At 68.8% G+C, this 14,292-nt stretch carries 11 protein-coding genes and 1 pseudogene; 6 read left to right on the top strand and 6 right to left on the bottom strand.

The features are described 5' to 3' along the window. The first annotated feature begins 76 nt into the window (after window positions 1-76). The 3 genes from D7V77_RS33495 to D7V77_RS33485 all read left to right on the top strand — a co-directional run bounded on the left by D7V77_RS33495 (window position 77) and on the right by D7V77_RS33485 (window position 4,836). On the top strand, window positions 77-3,160 hold the full coding sequence (locus D7V77_RS33495; protein ID WP_120580342.1) for a DNA translocase FtsK 4TM domain-containing protein: 3,084 nt from the start codon (window positions 77-79) through the stop codon (window positions 3,158-3,160). A gap of 119 nt (window positions 3,161-3,279) precedes the next feature. Then, the gene (locus D7V77_RS33490) at window positions 3,280-3,564 is read left to right on the top strand and encodes an antibiotic biosynthesis monooxygenase (protein ID WP_120580341.1); all 285 of its coding nucleotides are present in this window, start codon (window positions 3,280-3,282) and stop codon (window positions 3,562-3,564) included. Window positions 3,565-3,606: 42 nt separating this feature from the next. Beyond that, on the top strand, window positions 3,607-4,836 hold the full coding sequence (locus D7V77_RS33485) for a class I SAM-dependent RNA methyltransferase (RefSeq protein ID WP_120580340.1): 1,230 nt from the start codon (window positions 3,607-3,609) through the stop codon (window positions 4,834-4,836). Here D7V77_RS33485 and plsY read toward each other — a convergent pair. Both plsY and D7V77_RS33475 read right to left on the bottom strand, forming a co-directional pair. Continuing rightward, window positions 4,762-5,340: a glycerol-3-phosphate 1-O-acyltransferase PlsY gene (gene plsY, locus D7V77_RS33480; RefSeq protein WP_120580339.1), complete on the bottom strand. Its 579-nt coding sequence runs from the start codon at window positions 5,338-5,340 to the stop codon at window positions 4,762-4,764. The two genes, D7V77_RS33485 and plsY, sit on opposite strands and share 75 nt — an antisense overlap. Before the next feature lie 23 nt (window positions 5,341-5,363). Next, complete coding sequence (locus D7V77_RS33475; RefSeq protein WP_120566606.1) at window positions 5,364-5,795, bottom strand: DUF2752 domain-containing protein; 432 nt, start codon at window positions 5,793-5,795, stop codon at window positions 5,364-5,366. 89 nt (window positions 5,796-5,884) lie between these two features. Between D7V77_RS33475 and D7V77_RS33470 the strand changes: the two genes are divergently transcribed. Then, complete coding sequence (locus D7V77_RS33470) at window positions 5,885-6,457, top strand: DUF4920 domain-containing protein (RefSeq protein WP_169821929.1); 573 nt, start codon at window positions 5,885-5,887, stop codon at window positions 6,455-6,457. Between the two features lie 26 nt (window positions 6,458-6,483). Beyond that, window positions 6,484-7,098, top strand: a complete 615-nt coding sequence (locus D7V77_RS33465; RefSeq protein ID WP_233597393.1) for a hypothetical protein — start codon at window positions 6,484-6,486, stop codon at window positions 7,096-7,098. A gap of 11 nt (window positions 7,099-7,109) precedes the next feature. On the opposite strand, the gene D7V77_RS33460 is transcribed toward D7V77_RS33465, so the two are convergent. The 4 genes from D7V77_RS33460 to D7V77_RS33445 all read right to left on the bottom strand — a co-directional run bounded on the left by D7V77_RS33460 (window position 7,110) and on the right by D7V77_RS33445 (window position 13,838). After that, entirely contained in the window at window positions 7,110-8,048 is a 939-nt protein-coding gene (locus tag D7V77_RS33460) for a hypothetical protein (RefSeq protein WP_169821928.1), read from the bottom strand. 98 nt (window positions 8,049-8,146) lie between these two features. Next, window positions 8,147-9,691, bottom strand: a complete 1,545-nt coding sequence (locus tag D7V77_RS33455; RefSeq protein ID WP_120580335.1) for a radical SAM protein — start codon at window positions 9,689-9,691, stop codon at window positions 8,147-8,149. Window positions 9,692-9,806: 115 nt separating this feature from the next. Beyond that, complete coding sequence (locus D7V77_RS33450; RefSeq protein ID WP_120580334.1) at window positions 9,807-10,610, bottom strand: hypothetical protein; 804 nt, start codon at window positions 10,608-10,610, stop codon at window positions 9,807-9,809. A gap of 30 nt (window positions 10,611-10,640) precedes the next feature. After that, window positions 10,641-13,838 (bottom strand): TonB-dependent receptor, encoded by a 3,198-nt coding sequence (locus D7V77_RS33445; protein ID WP_120580333.1) that lies wholly within the window; start codon window positions 13,836-13,838, stop codon window positions 10,641-10,643. Between the two features lie 230 nt (window positions 13,839-14,068). On the opposite strand from D7V77_RS33445, the pseudogene D7V77_RS33440 reads away from it, so the two are divergent. Next, window positions 14,069-14,292: pseudogene (locus D7V77_RS33440) on the top strand (energy transducer TonB); the annotation flags it as partial.

Below are 14,292 nucleotides of genomic sequence, written 5' to 3'. Positions count from 1 at the left end.
CTCCCTCCCTATTCTCGCCGGGCGGATTGCTACAGCTCGCTACGCGGCTGGAATCGGGCAGAGGGAACAGGGGTCCATGACAGCGGCAAAGAAGGGTGGCCGGGCGGAGAAGGCGGTGCTCTCCCGGCAGGAGATCGCGACCCGTCGCAAGGCGCTCGCGAACAAGAAGATGAAGGCCCCGGGCGCTGCGAGCCCCGCCAAGCGGGCGCTCATCGGCGTCTTCATCCTGGCCGCCTCGTTGCTGGCCTTGCTGGCGGTCGCCACGTTCGACGCGCATGACCGGGTGGGGCCCGGCTTCCACAACGCGGTGGGCCCCATGGGCCACCTCATCGCGGAGACCCTGCGCGGCGCGCTGGGCGTGTGCGCCTACCTCATCCCCGCGGGTGGCATCTACACCGCCGTGGTGCTCTTCGTGGGCAACCGCGAGCGGCGCCGCATGCCGCAGATCATCTCCCTGGCGCTGCTCACCTGCAGCGTGTCCGTGCTCGCGCAGCTCATGTTCGCCAAGGACAAGGGCTGGGCCCACCCGCCCGGCGGCGCGCTGGGCGCGAGCCTGGGCGGCCTGATGGAGGGGATGTTCTCCACCGTCGGCACCATCATCCTCGTCACCGCCATCAGCGCGGCGGCGCTCATCGTGGGCACCCAGTACACGTTCTTCAAGCTGTGCTCGCTGGTCTGGGCCGGCCTCACCGTCCTGGGCCGCCGCATCTCCGAGAACGCGCACGTCTTCTGGGAGCAGCAGAAGGTCAACTACGCGGCCCGCCAGGAGCGGCTCGCGCAGGAGAAGGAAGAGGAAGCCGCGTTCCTCGCGGAGCTGGAGGCCGAGGAGGAGGAGCTGTCCGAGGCCGAGCGCATCGCCGCGGAGGCCGAGGCCGCCGAGGCGGAGTCCCTGGCGGAAGAAGCCGTGCGCCTGGCCCGGCAGAACGAGAAGGAGCAGATCGCCAACGCGAAGAAGGCGTTCAAGGAGCAGAAGGAGCGCGAGAAGCTGGAGAAGAAGCTCGCCCGCGAGGAGCCGTCCGAGGACGAGGAGGACGACGCCTCCGACGAACAGCCCTCGCTGCCGCCCGAGCGCGCCGAGCGCCGCTCCCCGGGCGCCGACCCCGCCTGGGCCGCGTCCTTCCTCGCGCCCCAGCCGCAGCTGCCCGCCAACGCGGACGCGGGCGAGCCGCCCCGCCGCGCGCGCAAGACGCCGCAGATCGTCACCCCGCCCTCCGCGCCGTCCACGCCGCCGGTGCCCGCCGCGTCGCTCACGCCTCCGGCCGCCGAGCCCGCCGCGAAGCCCGTGGTCGCGGAGAAGCCGGCCGCCGCCGCGCCGGGCAACGCCCTCATCCCCGCGCCGCCCTCCGCGCTGGCGCGCATGCCGCTCATCGTGGAGCCCAAGGCGCCGCCCAAGCCCACCGCCGTGAAGCGGCCGCAGGACCAGTTCGAGTTCGTGGGGGACCGCAAGAGCTTCTCGCTGCCGCCACTGGACGTGCTGGAGGCGGACAAGAAGGAGCGCTCCGCGCTGGACAAGGACGCGTTCCTCGTCACGGCGGAGAAGCTGCGCGCGAAGCTGGCGGACTTCGGCATCGTGGGCGAGGTCGTCGAAATCCGCCCCGGACCCGTCGTCACCATGTACGAGTTCCTGCCCGGGCCCGGCATCAAGGTCAGCAAGATCGCCGCGCTCCAGGACGACCTGGCCATGGCCATGGAGGCCATGCGCGTGCGCATCGTCGCCCCCATCCCCGGCAAGGGCGTGGTCGGCATTGAAGTCCCCAACCGCGACCGCGAGACGGTGTTCCTCAAGGAGATTGCCGAACAGGACACGTTCCAGAAGAGCAGCAGCAAGCTCACCATGTGCGTGGGCAAGGACATCGAAGGCATGCCGTACGTCTTCGACCTGGTGAAGGCCCCCCACCTGCTCATCGCGGGGACCACCGGCTCCGGCAAGTCCGTGGCGGTGAACTCCATGATCATGAGCATCCTCCTCAAGGCCACGCCCGAGGAGGTCCGCTTCATCATGGTGGACCCGAAGATGCTGGAGCTCTCCGTCTACGAGGGCATCCCGCACCTGCTGCTCCCCGTCGTCACCGACCCCAAGAAGGCCGCGCTCGCGCTGCGCTGGGCGGTGGAGGAGATGGAGCGCCGCTACCAGCTGCTGTCCGAGGCGGGCGTGCGCAACATCGCCGGCTACAACAAGCTGGTGGAGACGCAGGCGTCGGAGGAGAAGCCCGCCCCCGCCCCCGCCGCGAAGAAGAAGACCAAGCCCAAGAAGATGTTCGTCGTGGACGTGGAGGGCAGCACCGTGCCCGCCCCCGCTTCCGCCAGCGACGGGTTGGGCGTGGCCATGCCGCGCGAGGACGACGAGGACCTGCGTGAGGCCATCGTCTCCGAGCCCGCTCCCACCCTGGAGGCCGACGGCGAGGAGGACGCGGAGTTCGAGGAGGACGGCGAGGAGTCCACTCCGGCGGAGGCCGCTTCCCCGGAGAAGAAGGAGCTCAAGAAGCTGCCCTACATCGTGGTCATCATCGACGAGCTCGCGGACCTGATGATGGTCGCCAGCCGCGAGGTGGAGACCTACGTGGCGCGCCTCGCGCAGATGGCGCGCGCGGCCGGCATCCACCTGATGGTCGCGACCCAGCGTCCGTCCACGGACGTCGTCACGGGCATCATCAAGGCCAACTTCCCCACGCGCATCAGCTTCATGCTGCGCTCCAAGCCGGACTCGATGACGATTCTGGGCACGGTGGGCGCGGAGGCCCTGCTGGGCATGGGCGACATGCTCATCATGCCGCCCACGAGCGCCCACCTGCAGCGCGTGCACGGCGCCTACGTCTCCGAGCAGGAAATCAAGAAGGCGGTGGACCACCTCAAGGCCCAGGGCAAGCCCGTCTTCGACGAGTCCATCCTCAAGCCGCGCGATGACGAGAGCGAGGGCGGCGGTGGCGAGGAGGACGAGCTGTCCGACGAGCTCTACGACCAGGCGCTCGCGGCGGTCAGCGAGATGCGCTCCGTCTCCATCTCCATGCTCCAGCGCAAGATGCGCATCGGCTACAACCGCGCGGCGCGCATGATTGAGCGCATGGAGCGCGACGGCGTGGTGGGCCCCGCGGACGGCGCCAAGCCCCGCGAGGTGCTGCTGCGCGGCCTGGGCGACATGCCCGGCGCCGGGGCGATGTAGCCCCACGCCACCCCTTCAAGGCCCGGGGAACGGACGCCCGTTCCCTGGCGGTTTTCCCCTCGGGGGCGCCACGGAAAGCTTCCGGGCGCCCCCGCTCTACTTTCCCCCCGGACGGCCGAATGATCGTCGCCATCTCCCGCTTCCGTGCGTCCCCCGAAGAGGCCGACGGCTGGGTCCACCGGCTCCAGGAGCGCTCGCGGCGAGTGGACGGCCACGCGGGCTTCCTGGGCCTGGAGGTGCTGCGTTCGTTCGAGCGCTCGCCTGAAATCCTGCTCGTCACGCGGTGGAAGGACCGGGACGCCATGCGGGCCTACTTCCAGTCCGAGGACTTCCAGCGGGCCAAGGGGGCCAGCGCGTCCCAGGAGGACGCCACCTTCGCGATGTATGAGGTCGTGGCCACCTGAGCAGTTCCCAATCGCCCCCGGGTCGTCTAAGGGCGGTGCACCATGGCTGAACGTCTTGCCCTATTCGTCACCGCCGCGCGCGGCACCGAGGACCTGCTCGCCGAGGAGCTGAAGGAGCTCGGCGCGAAGCGCATCCGCCAGGACCGCGGCGGCGTGCGCTTCATGGCCTCGCTCGACGAGGCCCTCAACGTCTGCCTCTGGTCCCGCATCGGCATGCGCGTGCTCTATCCATTGGGCGAGTTCGAAGCGAAGGGTGCCCAGGGGCTCTACGACGCCGTCGCCAGCGTCCCGTGGGAGGAGCACCTCACCACGAACGTGACGTTCGCGGTGGACGCGAACCTGAAGGACACCGAGCACGCGCACTCCGGCTTCGTGGCACTGAAGGTGAAGGACGCCATCGTGGACCGCCTGCGCGACAAGCTGGGCTCGCGGCCGGACGTGGACACGCGCAACCCGGACGTGTCCGTGGTGGCGCACCTGGTGAAGGAGAAGCTGTCCCTCTCCCTGGACCTGTGCGGTGACCCGCTGCACCGGCGCGGCTACCGCGTGCGCCCCACCCCCGCGCCCCTGAAGGAGAACCTGGCCGCGGCCCTCCTGCGCGCGGCGGGCTACACCGGCACGGAGGCGCTGGTGGACCCCATGTGCGGCTCGGGCACCATCGTCATCGAGGGCGGCCTCATCGCGCGCAAGCGGGCCCCGGGCATCAACCGGGGCTTCGCGGTGGAGCGCTGGCCGCACCTGGGCGTGCGCGCGAAGGAGCTGCTCGCGGACCTGCGCGCGGACGCGCGGCGCAACGAGCGCAAGGTGGAGGTCCCCATCCTCGGCTTCGACAAGAGCGACGAGGCCCTGGAGGCCGCGGACCGCAACGTGAAGGCCGCGCGACTGGGCGAGGAAATCCAGCTCGCGGAGGGCGACGCGACGAAGCTCCCGCCCCTGCCCGAAGGCGGCGGGCTCGTCCTCACCAACCCGCCCTATGGCGACCGGCTTGGCTCCGGCGGCCAGAAGGGCATGAAGACCTTCTACTTCAAGCTGGGCGATAGCTTGCGCGCGCTGCCGGGCTGGCGTGTCTGGGTGCTGTCCGGCAACCCCGCCTTCGAGAGCGCCTTCCACGCGCGCCCCATGGCCCGCCGCGACGTGTGGAACGGCCCCATCCCCTGCACGCTGCTGGGCTACCGCGCCCCGTCGCTGCCCCCCGGCTCAAAGCCGGTGTTCAGTGCGGCGGGCGAGTCGCAGGAGGTTGCTCCGATGCGTCCAGAGCATCAGGACGAATAGCCCCGCGGTGAGCAGCACGTACTCGCGGGAGGGCGCGGTGAAGAACGCGGTGGCGATGGCGACCACCGCCGCGGACAACGAGCCCATGGAGCTCACGCGCCACCGGGACACCACCAGCCCGTAGATGATGGCCCCCGCGAGCGCCGCCTTGGGCACCAGCACCACCAGCACGCCCAGCGCGCTGGCCACGCCCTTGCCGCCCTGGAGCTTGAGCCACACCGGGTACACGTGCCCCAGCACCGCGGCCAGCCCCACCAGCGCGTGCGCTTTCGCATCCCCAGGCAGGTAGTGCACGGCCAGCGCCACGGGCAGCACGGCCTTGAGCGCGTCCAGCAGCAGCACCACCGCGCCCAGCTTCTTGCCGGCGACGCGCGTGACGTTGGTGGCGCCGATGTTGCCGCTGCCGCTGGCGCGCACGTCCACCCCACGAAACCACCGCGTCAGCAGCACGCCGAAGGGGATGGAGCCGCAGAGGTAGCCCAGCAGGAGGAAGGCGGAGAGCACGGAAGAGAACAGGGTCCCGCCCTTCAGGACAACAGGTGCGGGAAACGGGTGTGCACCACGACGTAGGCGTAATTGACCAGCAACACCAGCGGGAACGCGATGCGCACCCACCGCCACTCGCGCTCCTCCAGCTCCACCTCCGGGATGGGCAGCGCGAAGAGGAAGTGCAGCACCGTCGCCACCGCGGCCAGCGCGAACAGCAGCGCGCACACGGTGCCCAGGGGGTTGGCCTCCCACGCTCCCGGGATGTTGAAGTGCGCGACGCGGTCCGCCACGCGGGTGAGCCCACAGCCCAGGCAGGGCCAGCCCGTGTGCTCGCGCAGCACACAGCCCCAGAACGGGATGATGCGGGCCACGGGGACGTAGCGCCCCACGAGCAGCCCCCCGAGCCCGACGAGCCCGAGCCATTCGAATGTGCCCAACCGGCGGTTGGGGGCGGGGATGGTGACCTTCATGCGCACCTCGCGCCGAGTGTGCGGGACAAGTCGCGAGGATGGAAGGGGCGCCTTGCCGGGCCCCGGAAACCTGGGCTAAGCGAACGGGCATGCACATGCTCCGCACCGCCCTCGTGATGCTGGTCGCCGCGCCCCTCGTGGCCCTCGCGGCGGACAAGACGCCCAAGCCCGCCGCCAAGGCCGCGGAAGCGTCCAAGGCCGAAGCCGCGGCGAGCGACTGCCACCACCCCGCGGAGGCGAAGACGCCCGAGGCCGCCAAGGCCGCCGACACCGGTTGGACGCTCACCCGCGGCGAGCCCCTCAAGGGCGAGAAGACGGTGAAGCTGGCGGAGCTGCTCGCGAAGCCCCAGGCCCACGACGGAAAGGTCGTGCGCGTGGAGGGCCAGGTGCGCAAGGCGTGTGAGAAGAAGGGCTGCTGGATGGAGCTGGCCCAGGACGCCAAGAGCCCCGGCGTGCGCGTGACGTTCAAGGACTACGGCTTCTTCGTCCCGCTGGACTCCGCGGGTTCGCAGGCGCGCGTGGAGGGCGTGGTGAAGGTCGCGGAGCTGAGCGACGCCCACGCGAAGCACTACGAGGCCGAGGGCGCCATCGTCCCCCGCGGCACCGACGGCAAGCCCCGCGAGATTCAGCTCGTGGCCTCGGGCGTCGAGCTGCGCCGCTAGCCGCGATGGGAGGCCGCAGTTTCAGCATGAGGGGCGTGCAGGGCGCGGCCGACCGGGCCGTGCAGCACGCCCGCGCGTGGCTCCTGGAGACAGAGCCCGGGTCGCGAGTGCACGACGTGCAGTTGGACCCGCGCTTCCAGCACCGGGGCGTGGACCTGCTCTGGGAGCTGCCCTCCGGAGAGGTGCGCGGCATTGAAGTGAAGGGCGACCGTCAGGCCACCCGCCGCCGCTACTTCTTCGAGCTCATCTCCAACCTGGAGAAGGACACGCCGGGCTGCTTCCTCTACAGCGGCGCGGACCTGATGCTGTACGTGTTCCTCACGCAGGGGGAGCTGCACGCCCTGCCCCTGCCCCGGGTGCGCGAGTGGTTCCTCCCCCGCGCCCGCGAGTACGCCCTCAAGCACGCCTTCACCCAGACGGGCGCCATCCGCTACACCACCGTGGGCGCGGTCGTGCCCGTGCGGGACGTGGCGGAAGGAGTGCCCGGCGTCACCACCGTGAAGCTCAAGCGCGCGGCGCCAGAGAAGCCTGACGTAAAGCCCGGCACGCCGGACGCGGAAGGCGCGACGCCCGCCGCGGCCAGCGAACCCGCGGCGCCCGAGGCCCCGGAAGCCCGGAGCCCCCGGCGCACGGGGACCTGAAGCCCGGCCGATTAGCGGCGGCGCTGCGGCTGCGCGTGCTGGTGACGGTGCGCCCGGTGGCCCGGGTGCATCTTGTCGTGCAGGGCCTCCAGCCGCTCCTGCGTGCCCATCAGCTCCAGGAGCGCGGACCGGTCGTTCTGCTGCTTGAAGACGTGCTCCAGGCGGGGCACCAGGTCCAGCGCCAGGTGGATGTCGTTGGCCTTCTCCGCCTCCGCCAGCAGGCCGCGGCCCTCGACGGACGCGTCAATCCACGCCTGCAGGTGGATGAGGCCGTCCACCGCCAGCAGGCGCGAGATGGGCGCGCGAGCCATGTCGTGGATGAGGTTCTTGAGGTCCTGGATGGCGGGCTCGCGCTCGCCCTTCGCGGCGCGCACCACCGCCTGGGAGATGCCGCGCCGGTCGGGCAGCAGGAACTCCTCCACCTCGGCGAACGCCGAGGCGTCGTCCAGGTGGCCCTGCGCGGCCAGCGACTCCGCCAGGCTGTCGAACAGCTCCGCGTCCTTCTCCGAGAAGGGCGCCAGCGCCTCCTGGAGGAACGGCTGGGGCAGCGCGCCCTTGTCATCCACCGTCAGCTTCGAGCGCAGGGCCTTCACGTGCTCGAAGGAGGAGGCCACCGGGGCCTCCTTCGCGCCGTTGAGCTTGTGCACGAGCACCTGCATCAGCGTCGCCAGCCCCTGCGTGAAGTCCTGCGGGGACACGCGGTCCGGCATCCACCGGCGCCACAGCTCCACGGCCGCGGCCACGACGTAGTCCTTGAAGGGGCCGGTGCCCTTCCACTTCGCCGCCCACTGCTGGGCGATGCCGAGCGGATAGGCGGACTCCGCCAGCTTGCGGTAGTCCTCTTCACCCACCGGGATGCCGTAGTGCCCCAGCGTGCTCAGCAGGGCCTCCGTCGAGTAGTCCTTGAGGCCCGTCTTCTGCCACGACTTTTCCACCCGCTGCGTGCTCACCAGATGCTCTCCGAGGCCATGCGAGTGCCGGCCATCGGCCCCGCTGCCCATCTTCTAGCGAAAGCGGAGCCCGGCGAATACGGCCTTTGCGGGCCCCGTCAGGCGGCGGACGGCTGGGGCGGCGGGCGGCCCGGCACGATGGGCCACACCGTGGGCTGGCGCCGCCCGTCCTCCACCCGGCGGGCCATGTACGGCTCGCACCCGCGCTCCTTGAAGGCCTTCTTCCACGCGGCGAAGCTGCCCCCCGCGCGCCAGGCGTCCATGGCCGCGAGCCCCGCCTCCGGACCGCACTGGGCCAGCATGTACTCCACCCAGGCCCAGCGCGCGGACGTGGGCCGCACCTCCGCCCGCCCTCGCAGGCCCTTGCGCAGCCGCTCCAGCTTGTTCTCCACCTCGCGCAGCCCCGCGAAGGGCGCCCCGTCCAGCGGAGTGTTGCGCTTGGCCACGAAGGGCGCGACCCCCAGCGCCACCGGCAGGATGCGCGACAGCTCCGTGGTGAAGCGGATCAGCTCGTCGATGTCCGCGTCCTCTTCATGGGGCAGGCCCACCACGTTGTAGACCTTGAGCTGCTTCATGCCCGCCGTGCGCGCGAACCGCGCGGCGCGGACAATCTGTTCCTCGGAGTGCTTGCGGTCCACCAGGTCCCGCATCTTCTGGGACGCCCCGTCCGCGGCCACCGTGAGGCTCATCGCCCCCCCCCGCCGGAGCTGATCCACCAGCTCCTGCGTGAGCCGGTCCGCTCTCAGGGAGGACACGCCCACCTCACGCCCGGAGTCCACGATGGTGCGCAGCAGCTCCACGATGCGCGGGTGGTCCGTCACCGCCGCGCCCACCAGCCCCACGCGCTTGGCGTGCTCAGGGATGAGGGACAGGATGCGCTCCGGAGGCACCGTGCGCATGCCGCCATTCGTGGTGCGGCGCATGACGCAGTAGTGGCAGCCACGGGAGCAGCCCCGCTCCGGCTCGATGAGGAACATCGACCGGAGCTCCGTGTGGGGCGTGATGATCTGCGTGCGCGCTGGCAGCCGGGCGTCCGTCGCCTTCGCCACGTGGTAGCGCGCCCCACCCCGCCCGGGCACCCGGAAGCCGGGGACCTTCGCCAGGTGATCCAACAGCGCCTCGCGCTCCATGGAGGCGGCGGCCTCCAGCAGCACGTGGATCAAGTCCTCCGCCTCCCCCTGGACGAGCACGTCCACGAAGGGCTCCAGCGGATCCGGGTTGGAGAACGTCAGCGGGCCGCCTGCCACCACCAGCGGATGTCTGGCATCCCGCTCCGCTGAAAGAACCGGCAAACCAGACAAATCCAACATCGTGAACAACCCTGAAAGCTCCAATTCATAGGCAACTGAAAAGGCAAGCATTTCAAAGCTAGACACGGGTGCCTGGGATTCCCAGGTAAACAATGGCGTCCTAGTTCTCTTGTATGTCTCGACATCATCGGGAAGGAAGACACGCTCGGCGGTCGCGCCCGCGTGCTCATGCACCTCCCGGTAGATGGCCTGGTAGCCCAGCGAGCTCATGCCCACGTGGTAGGGGCTCGGGTAGCAGAGCGCGACCCGGTAGGGCGCCTCCTTGCGGAGCGTCCCTGCTTCGTCCGCCAGCAGTGAGCAGACGTGCTCGATGAGTTCGTAACGGCCCTCCATGGTCCTCCCGACAGTGGATTCCAGACACTAACAACAGCGCGGCCCCGGACCGCCACTCCCGCGTGGGGGAGGGGCTGCCGGGGCCGCGTTGGCCTTCAGGGTCGGTCAGTGCCGACTACTTGAACGACGGGATCTTATTCGACGGGACGCAGCGACCCTCGTTGTAGCTCGGGGGGAACTCATCGTTCTCCTCGACGTACTCCGCCTCTTCCTCCGTCAGGAAGTCGCCGAACCAGAAGCGCTCCGGGACCGCCTCGCACTGCACGGCGAAGTCCGGGTTGATGCCCGAGCCCGAGCCGCAGTTGGAGAAGCCCTGCTCCGGATCGTTCTGGTCAACACGGGGATCGCAGCCGGTCGCCGGCCACACCGCACGCATGATGTACGTGGAGGTGCAGCCATTGCGCGTGAACGTGACCTCACCCGTCATCTGGGTGCCCGGAGAGCTGGGCGACGAGTACACCTTGATGTTCGCCAGCGTGTACGAGATGGCCGAGGTCACCCCAGCCTGCGTGGGGTTCACGGTCGCGGTGTTGAACGTCGGCGCGAGGCAGAAGTCGTCCGTGGTGTCGGCGCTCAGGTTACCGGTAACCTGAAGGCTGTCGAACGTGTTGTTCGCGTCCGACGAGCCCAACCGGGCCATGTACTGCGGCCGAACCACGAGGATGTTGCTCCCCGTCTTCGGGTCCGCGAACTTCCACACGCCCAGGTTGTCACCCACCTCGAGCGCCTCGGTCGCGCCGCAGGCGCTGCCGTCCGGCTTGATGCCGGTCGGACCGCTCACGACGTCGTACTTCGCCCACCAGTTCGCGAAGCTCGCGTCCTGGACGATGCACCCGGGGTTCGGCTGCTCGACATCGCAGGCGGTCAGGCTGCCCGCGGCCGTCAGCATCACCAGCGTTGAAAGAATGCTCTTGCGCATGTTGCTGATCTTCCTCACGTGGTCGGGTGGTTAGAACGTGTACCGGACACCGAAGCGGATCTGCCGCGGCGCCTGGTAACGGTCCGGGTTCTTGTAGTTCTGGTTCACGTCTTCGTAGGCCAGCTTGCCACCCGCCGCCGCCGGGACGTTGCCCGCGCTGTCAGCCGTGGGCAGGTCAGACACGGAGCCCGCGGTGTTGGTCTTCGCGTCGTACACCGGGAGCACCTGCTCGAAGGTGTAGGACTCGTCGACGCTGTCCACGCCCTGGAAGTTGAAGAGGTTGAACACGTCCAGGGTGAAGGACACCACGCTGTCCTTGCTCACGCGGTAGTTCACGCCCACGTTGGAGTCGACGCTGTTGATCCACGGGGTGCGACCGCCGCTGCCGCGCGGCAGGATGAACGTCTCATCCTGGCCGTAGCCCGGGTACGCGCCGAGGTAGCTGATGGGCGTACCGGAGTTGCCGCGGTAGGACAGACCGATGCTCGCCGACAGCGCGTTGGAGATGTTGAACTCCTTGGCGCCGAACACCTTGATGGCGTGCGTGCGGTCGAAGGGCAGCAGACCCGTGCGGTTGTTCAGGAGGGCCACCAGGTCGAAGTCCGCGAGGATGTTCGGGTCGAGCTGGTTGTTCTCCGGGCGGAACAGACCGGGGTAGTTGCCGTACAGGCGGGACCACGTGTAGCTCGCCTGACCCAGCCAGCCTTCCGTGAACGTACGGTTCAGGTAGACGGTGACCGCGTCGTAGTCACGCACGGGCGTCGGGAACTCCTTGGCGAAGCCGCTGCCAGGGTTACCGAGGAAGTACGTGTTGCCGTCATCGCGGCTCATGTCCTCGATGACCTTGCCCATGTCGCGGTGCGTGTACGTCGCGCCCAGGCGGGTGTTCGCCAGGAGCTCGTACTCACCGCCGACCACGACTTCGTCGGACGACTGGGGCTGGATGTCCGGATCGACCGGCTCGCTCTGCACCAGACCGCCGCTGAAGTACTGGTTGGAGTTCAGCGTGGCCTCGGCGCGGGGCACGATGTACTGGCGATCCGAGCAGTTGCCGCGCTGGCCTTCCAGCGTGGACGGGTCGCAGCCCGGAACATCCGACCCCGGCTCCGACAGGTAGCGACGCGCGCTGAAGCGACGCTCACCCGGGAAGGCGCGGTCCATCATGTTGAGCGGAACCTGCTCGTAGTAACGGGCGAAGTTCACGAACAGCTTCGCGCGGCCGTTGGCGAACGGATCCACCACGGCGCCGATGCGGGGCGACCACTGGTTGGCCAGCTTCAGCGCCAGGTTGCCGTCGCCGCCGTACATGTTCTGCACGTCGTAGCGCACGCCGAGGTTCAGCGTGACGCGGTTGGCGATGGACCAGCTGTCCTGGAGGAAGCCACCGATGGTGGTGCCGCTCGTGGACGACTGCTGCAGGGTCTCGAACACCGGGGTGTCCGGGGCCGTCTGGTAGCCGTAGCGGCGGTTGTCCGACCAGATGCGGCGGGTCACGCCGTTGAGCTGCACATCGCTCGCGGCACCAGCCTCCTGGAGGAACACGCTACCGGAGTAGGCCTTCTTCTGATCGAAGGTCAGGAACTCCGTGTCCACGCCCGCCTTGAACACGTGCGTGCCCAGGGCGTTCAGCAGGTAGGTGGCCTTGGCGTTGATCTGGTAGCGATCCAGCGTCGCCTCGGACATGAAGCCGGGGCCGCCCACGTAGTAGTTCGTCGCCGGGCAACGCACGGCCTGCTCCGCCGCCGTCGTGCCGCAGTACTCCGCGGCGTTGGGGACGTTCTCGAACGTGGTGATCGGGCGACGACGCGTGTACATGGCCAGCGAGTAGCCCGCCAGGCCGTCCGTCGAGCCGATGGCGCTGCCGTCCGCCGGAGGGTTACCAGCGGTCTGGTGGAACCAACCGAGGTTGGCGTCGACCAGGACCTTCTTGTCCATGAAGGCGCCGGCGTACTTGAGAGCGAGCGCCGTGGTGTTGGCGCGGTTCTCAGTCTGGCCGATGTCCTCAGGGCGCGAGTTCTGCGCCGCCGGCAGACCACCCGAGCGGGGGCTGATCTGCAGCTTGCCCAGACCACCCGACACGGTCGGGGTGCCGTTCAGGGCGAACGACACGTTGTGGTCCTGGTTGATGAGGTACGTCAGCTTGCCCATGAACTGGATCGTGCGGGAGTCCGCGAAGTACGTCCGCTCGGAACCCGGGATCTGCTGGACGACGCTGAAGCCGTTCGCATCCTTCGCCACCGCGCCGTTGTCATCCAACGTGAAGGCGTTGAGCGCACGGGTGTGCTCGTAGCGCTGGAACGACGGCGCGAAGCCGGCGAAGAACCAGAGCTTGTCCTTGAGGATGGGACCGCCGAGGGTGGCGCCGAAGTCGCCCAGGTTGCTCAGGGCGTTCAGGCCGGTGATCGTGGTGCCGTCCTCGATGACCAGCTTGCGGTTGCCTTCCGCGAAGCCCGGCGTCCAGTTGGCGAACACGGAGCCGTGGAACTCGTTGGAACCGGACCGGGTCACCGCGTTGATCACACCGCCCGTGGAGCGACCGAACTCCGGCATGTAACCGCCGGTGATGATGTTCACGTCCTGCACGAACTCGATGCTCAGCGGGCTGGCGTTCACGCCGAAGGCCGGGTCGTTCGTGGACAGACCGTCCACCACGTAGCCGTTCTCAGGCGAGGTCGTGCCGTTGATGGACACGCCGTACTGGTCGGACTGGGCGCCCGGGGCGAGCTCGGCCAGGGATTCAAAGGAGCGCGTCGCGCCACCCTTGCCGACCGGACGGGCCACCGCGATGCGCTTGATGAACTCCTGATCAACGTTGAGGCCCTGGTTCGTAGAACCGACGTCGATCGTCGGCGGGGCGCCAACGATGGTCTCCGTCGACGAGAAGCTCTCAGGGAGCAGCTCCACGTTCACGCGGATGGTACGGTTGAGCAGCAGCTGGATTTCAGGGCGGGCGAAAGGCTTGAACGACTCCTTTTCGAACCGCAACGTATACGTGCCCGGCGGGAGCTGGGGAATACGGTAGTTACCCTGTGCGTCAGTAACCACGGTCTGCTCGCCCTGCAGGTTGGGCGAGGTGGCGGTCACAACGACATCTGCAGCCGGCTTCTTGTCTTCAGTGTTGATGACAGTGCCGATGATGACGCTGGACTGCGCGAAAGCTGCGGATCCGTACAACAGACCCGCAGCAAGGACGACTCCGGTTTCCCGAAGTACTTGTTTCACTTGCATACCTAACCCCTCCAAGGTGGGCTGCAACCGAAAATGACTTGGGAAAATATCCGAGGTCAAGCAGTTGTCAATAGACCGTTGCTTTTTGGTGACCAGTGGGGCATTGGCCGATCACGATTGCGGCGCCAGACACGGTTGCTTGAACCCGGAACCCTTTTCTGTATGGTGGCCGCCCTTCAATCCGGGCATGGCGGGGACGGGTAGTCCACTGGTGAAGAGGAGTTACGTGCATGTTCGATTCAGTCCTTGACCGCGGCCAAGGACCCAGGTCGCGCTTCGGCGTGGGTGCCGGCGTTTCCACGCTGCTCCACGTTGGCCTGCTGGGTCTTGTCGCCTATCTCTCCACGCGTCCGCCTCCCGTGGAGGAGAAGGAGGTCGAGGTCACGCTGAAGGCCACGATGGCTCCGCCGCCTCCGCCTCCGCCTCCGCCTCCCCCGGCGTCGAAGCCGAAGAC

The organism is Corallococcus sp. CA041A (genome assembly GCF_003612075.1).
Classification (GTDB): Bacteria; Myxococcota; Myxococcia; order Myxococcales; family Myxococcaceae; genus Corallococcus; species Corallococcus exiguus.
The sequence above is the reverse complement of the archived record's forward strand: the minus strand, read 5'-3'. Positions and strand labels throughout refer to the sequence as shown.

What these genes read in the sequence shown, in the direction of transcription:
- D7V77_RS33495 (WP_120580342.1), top strand. Translation starts at nt 77, where the DNA reads ATGACAGCGGCAAAGAAGGGTGGCCGGGCGGAGAAGGCGGTGCTCTCC.
- D7V77_RS33490 (WP_120580341.1), top strand. Translation starts at nt 3,280, where the DNA reads ATGATCGTCGCCATCTCCCGCTTCCGTGCGTCCCCCGAAGAGGCCGAC.
- D7V77_RS33485 (WP_120580340.1), top strand. Translation starts at nt 3,607, where the DNA reads ATGGCTGAACGTCTTGCCCTATTCGTCACCGCCGCGCGCGGCACCGAG.
- D7V77_RS33475 (WP_120566606.1), bottom strand. Translation starts at nt 5,795, where the DNA reads ATGAAGGTCACCATCCCCGCCCCCAACCGCCGGTTGGGCACATTCGAA.
- D7V77_RS33470 (WP_169821929.1), top strand. Translation starts at nt 5,885, where the DNA reads ATGCACATGCTCCGCACCGCCCTCGTGATGCTGGTCGCCGCGCCCCTC.
- D7V77_RS33465 (WP_233597393.1), top strand. Translation starts at nt 6,484, where the DNA reads ATGAGGGGCGTGCAGGGCGCGGCCGACCGGGCCGTGCAGCACGCCCGC.
- D7V77_RS33455 (WP_120580335.1), bottom strand. Translation starts at nt 9,691, where the DNA reads ATGGAGGGCCGTTACGAACTCATCGAGCACGTCTGCTCACTGCTGGCG.
- D7V77_RS33450 (WP_120580334.1), bottom strand. Translation starts at nt 10,610, where the DNA reads ATGCGCAAGAGCATTCTTTCAACGCTGGTGATGCTGACGGCCGCGGGC.
- D7V77_RS33445 (WP_120580333.1), bottom strand. Translation starts at nt 13,838, where the DNA reads ATGCAAGTGAAACAAGTACTTCGGGAAACCGGAGTCGTCCTTGCTGCG.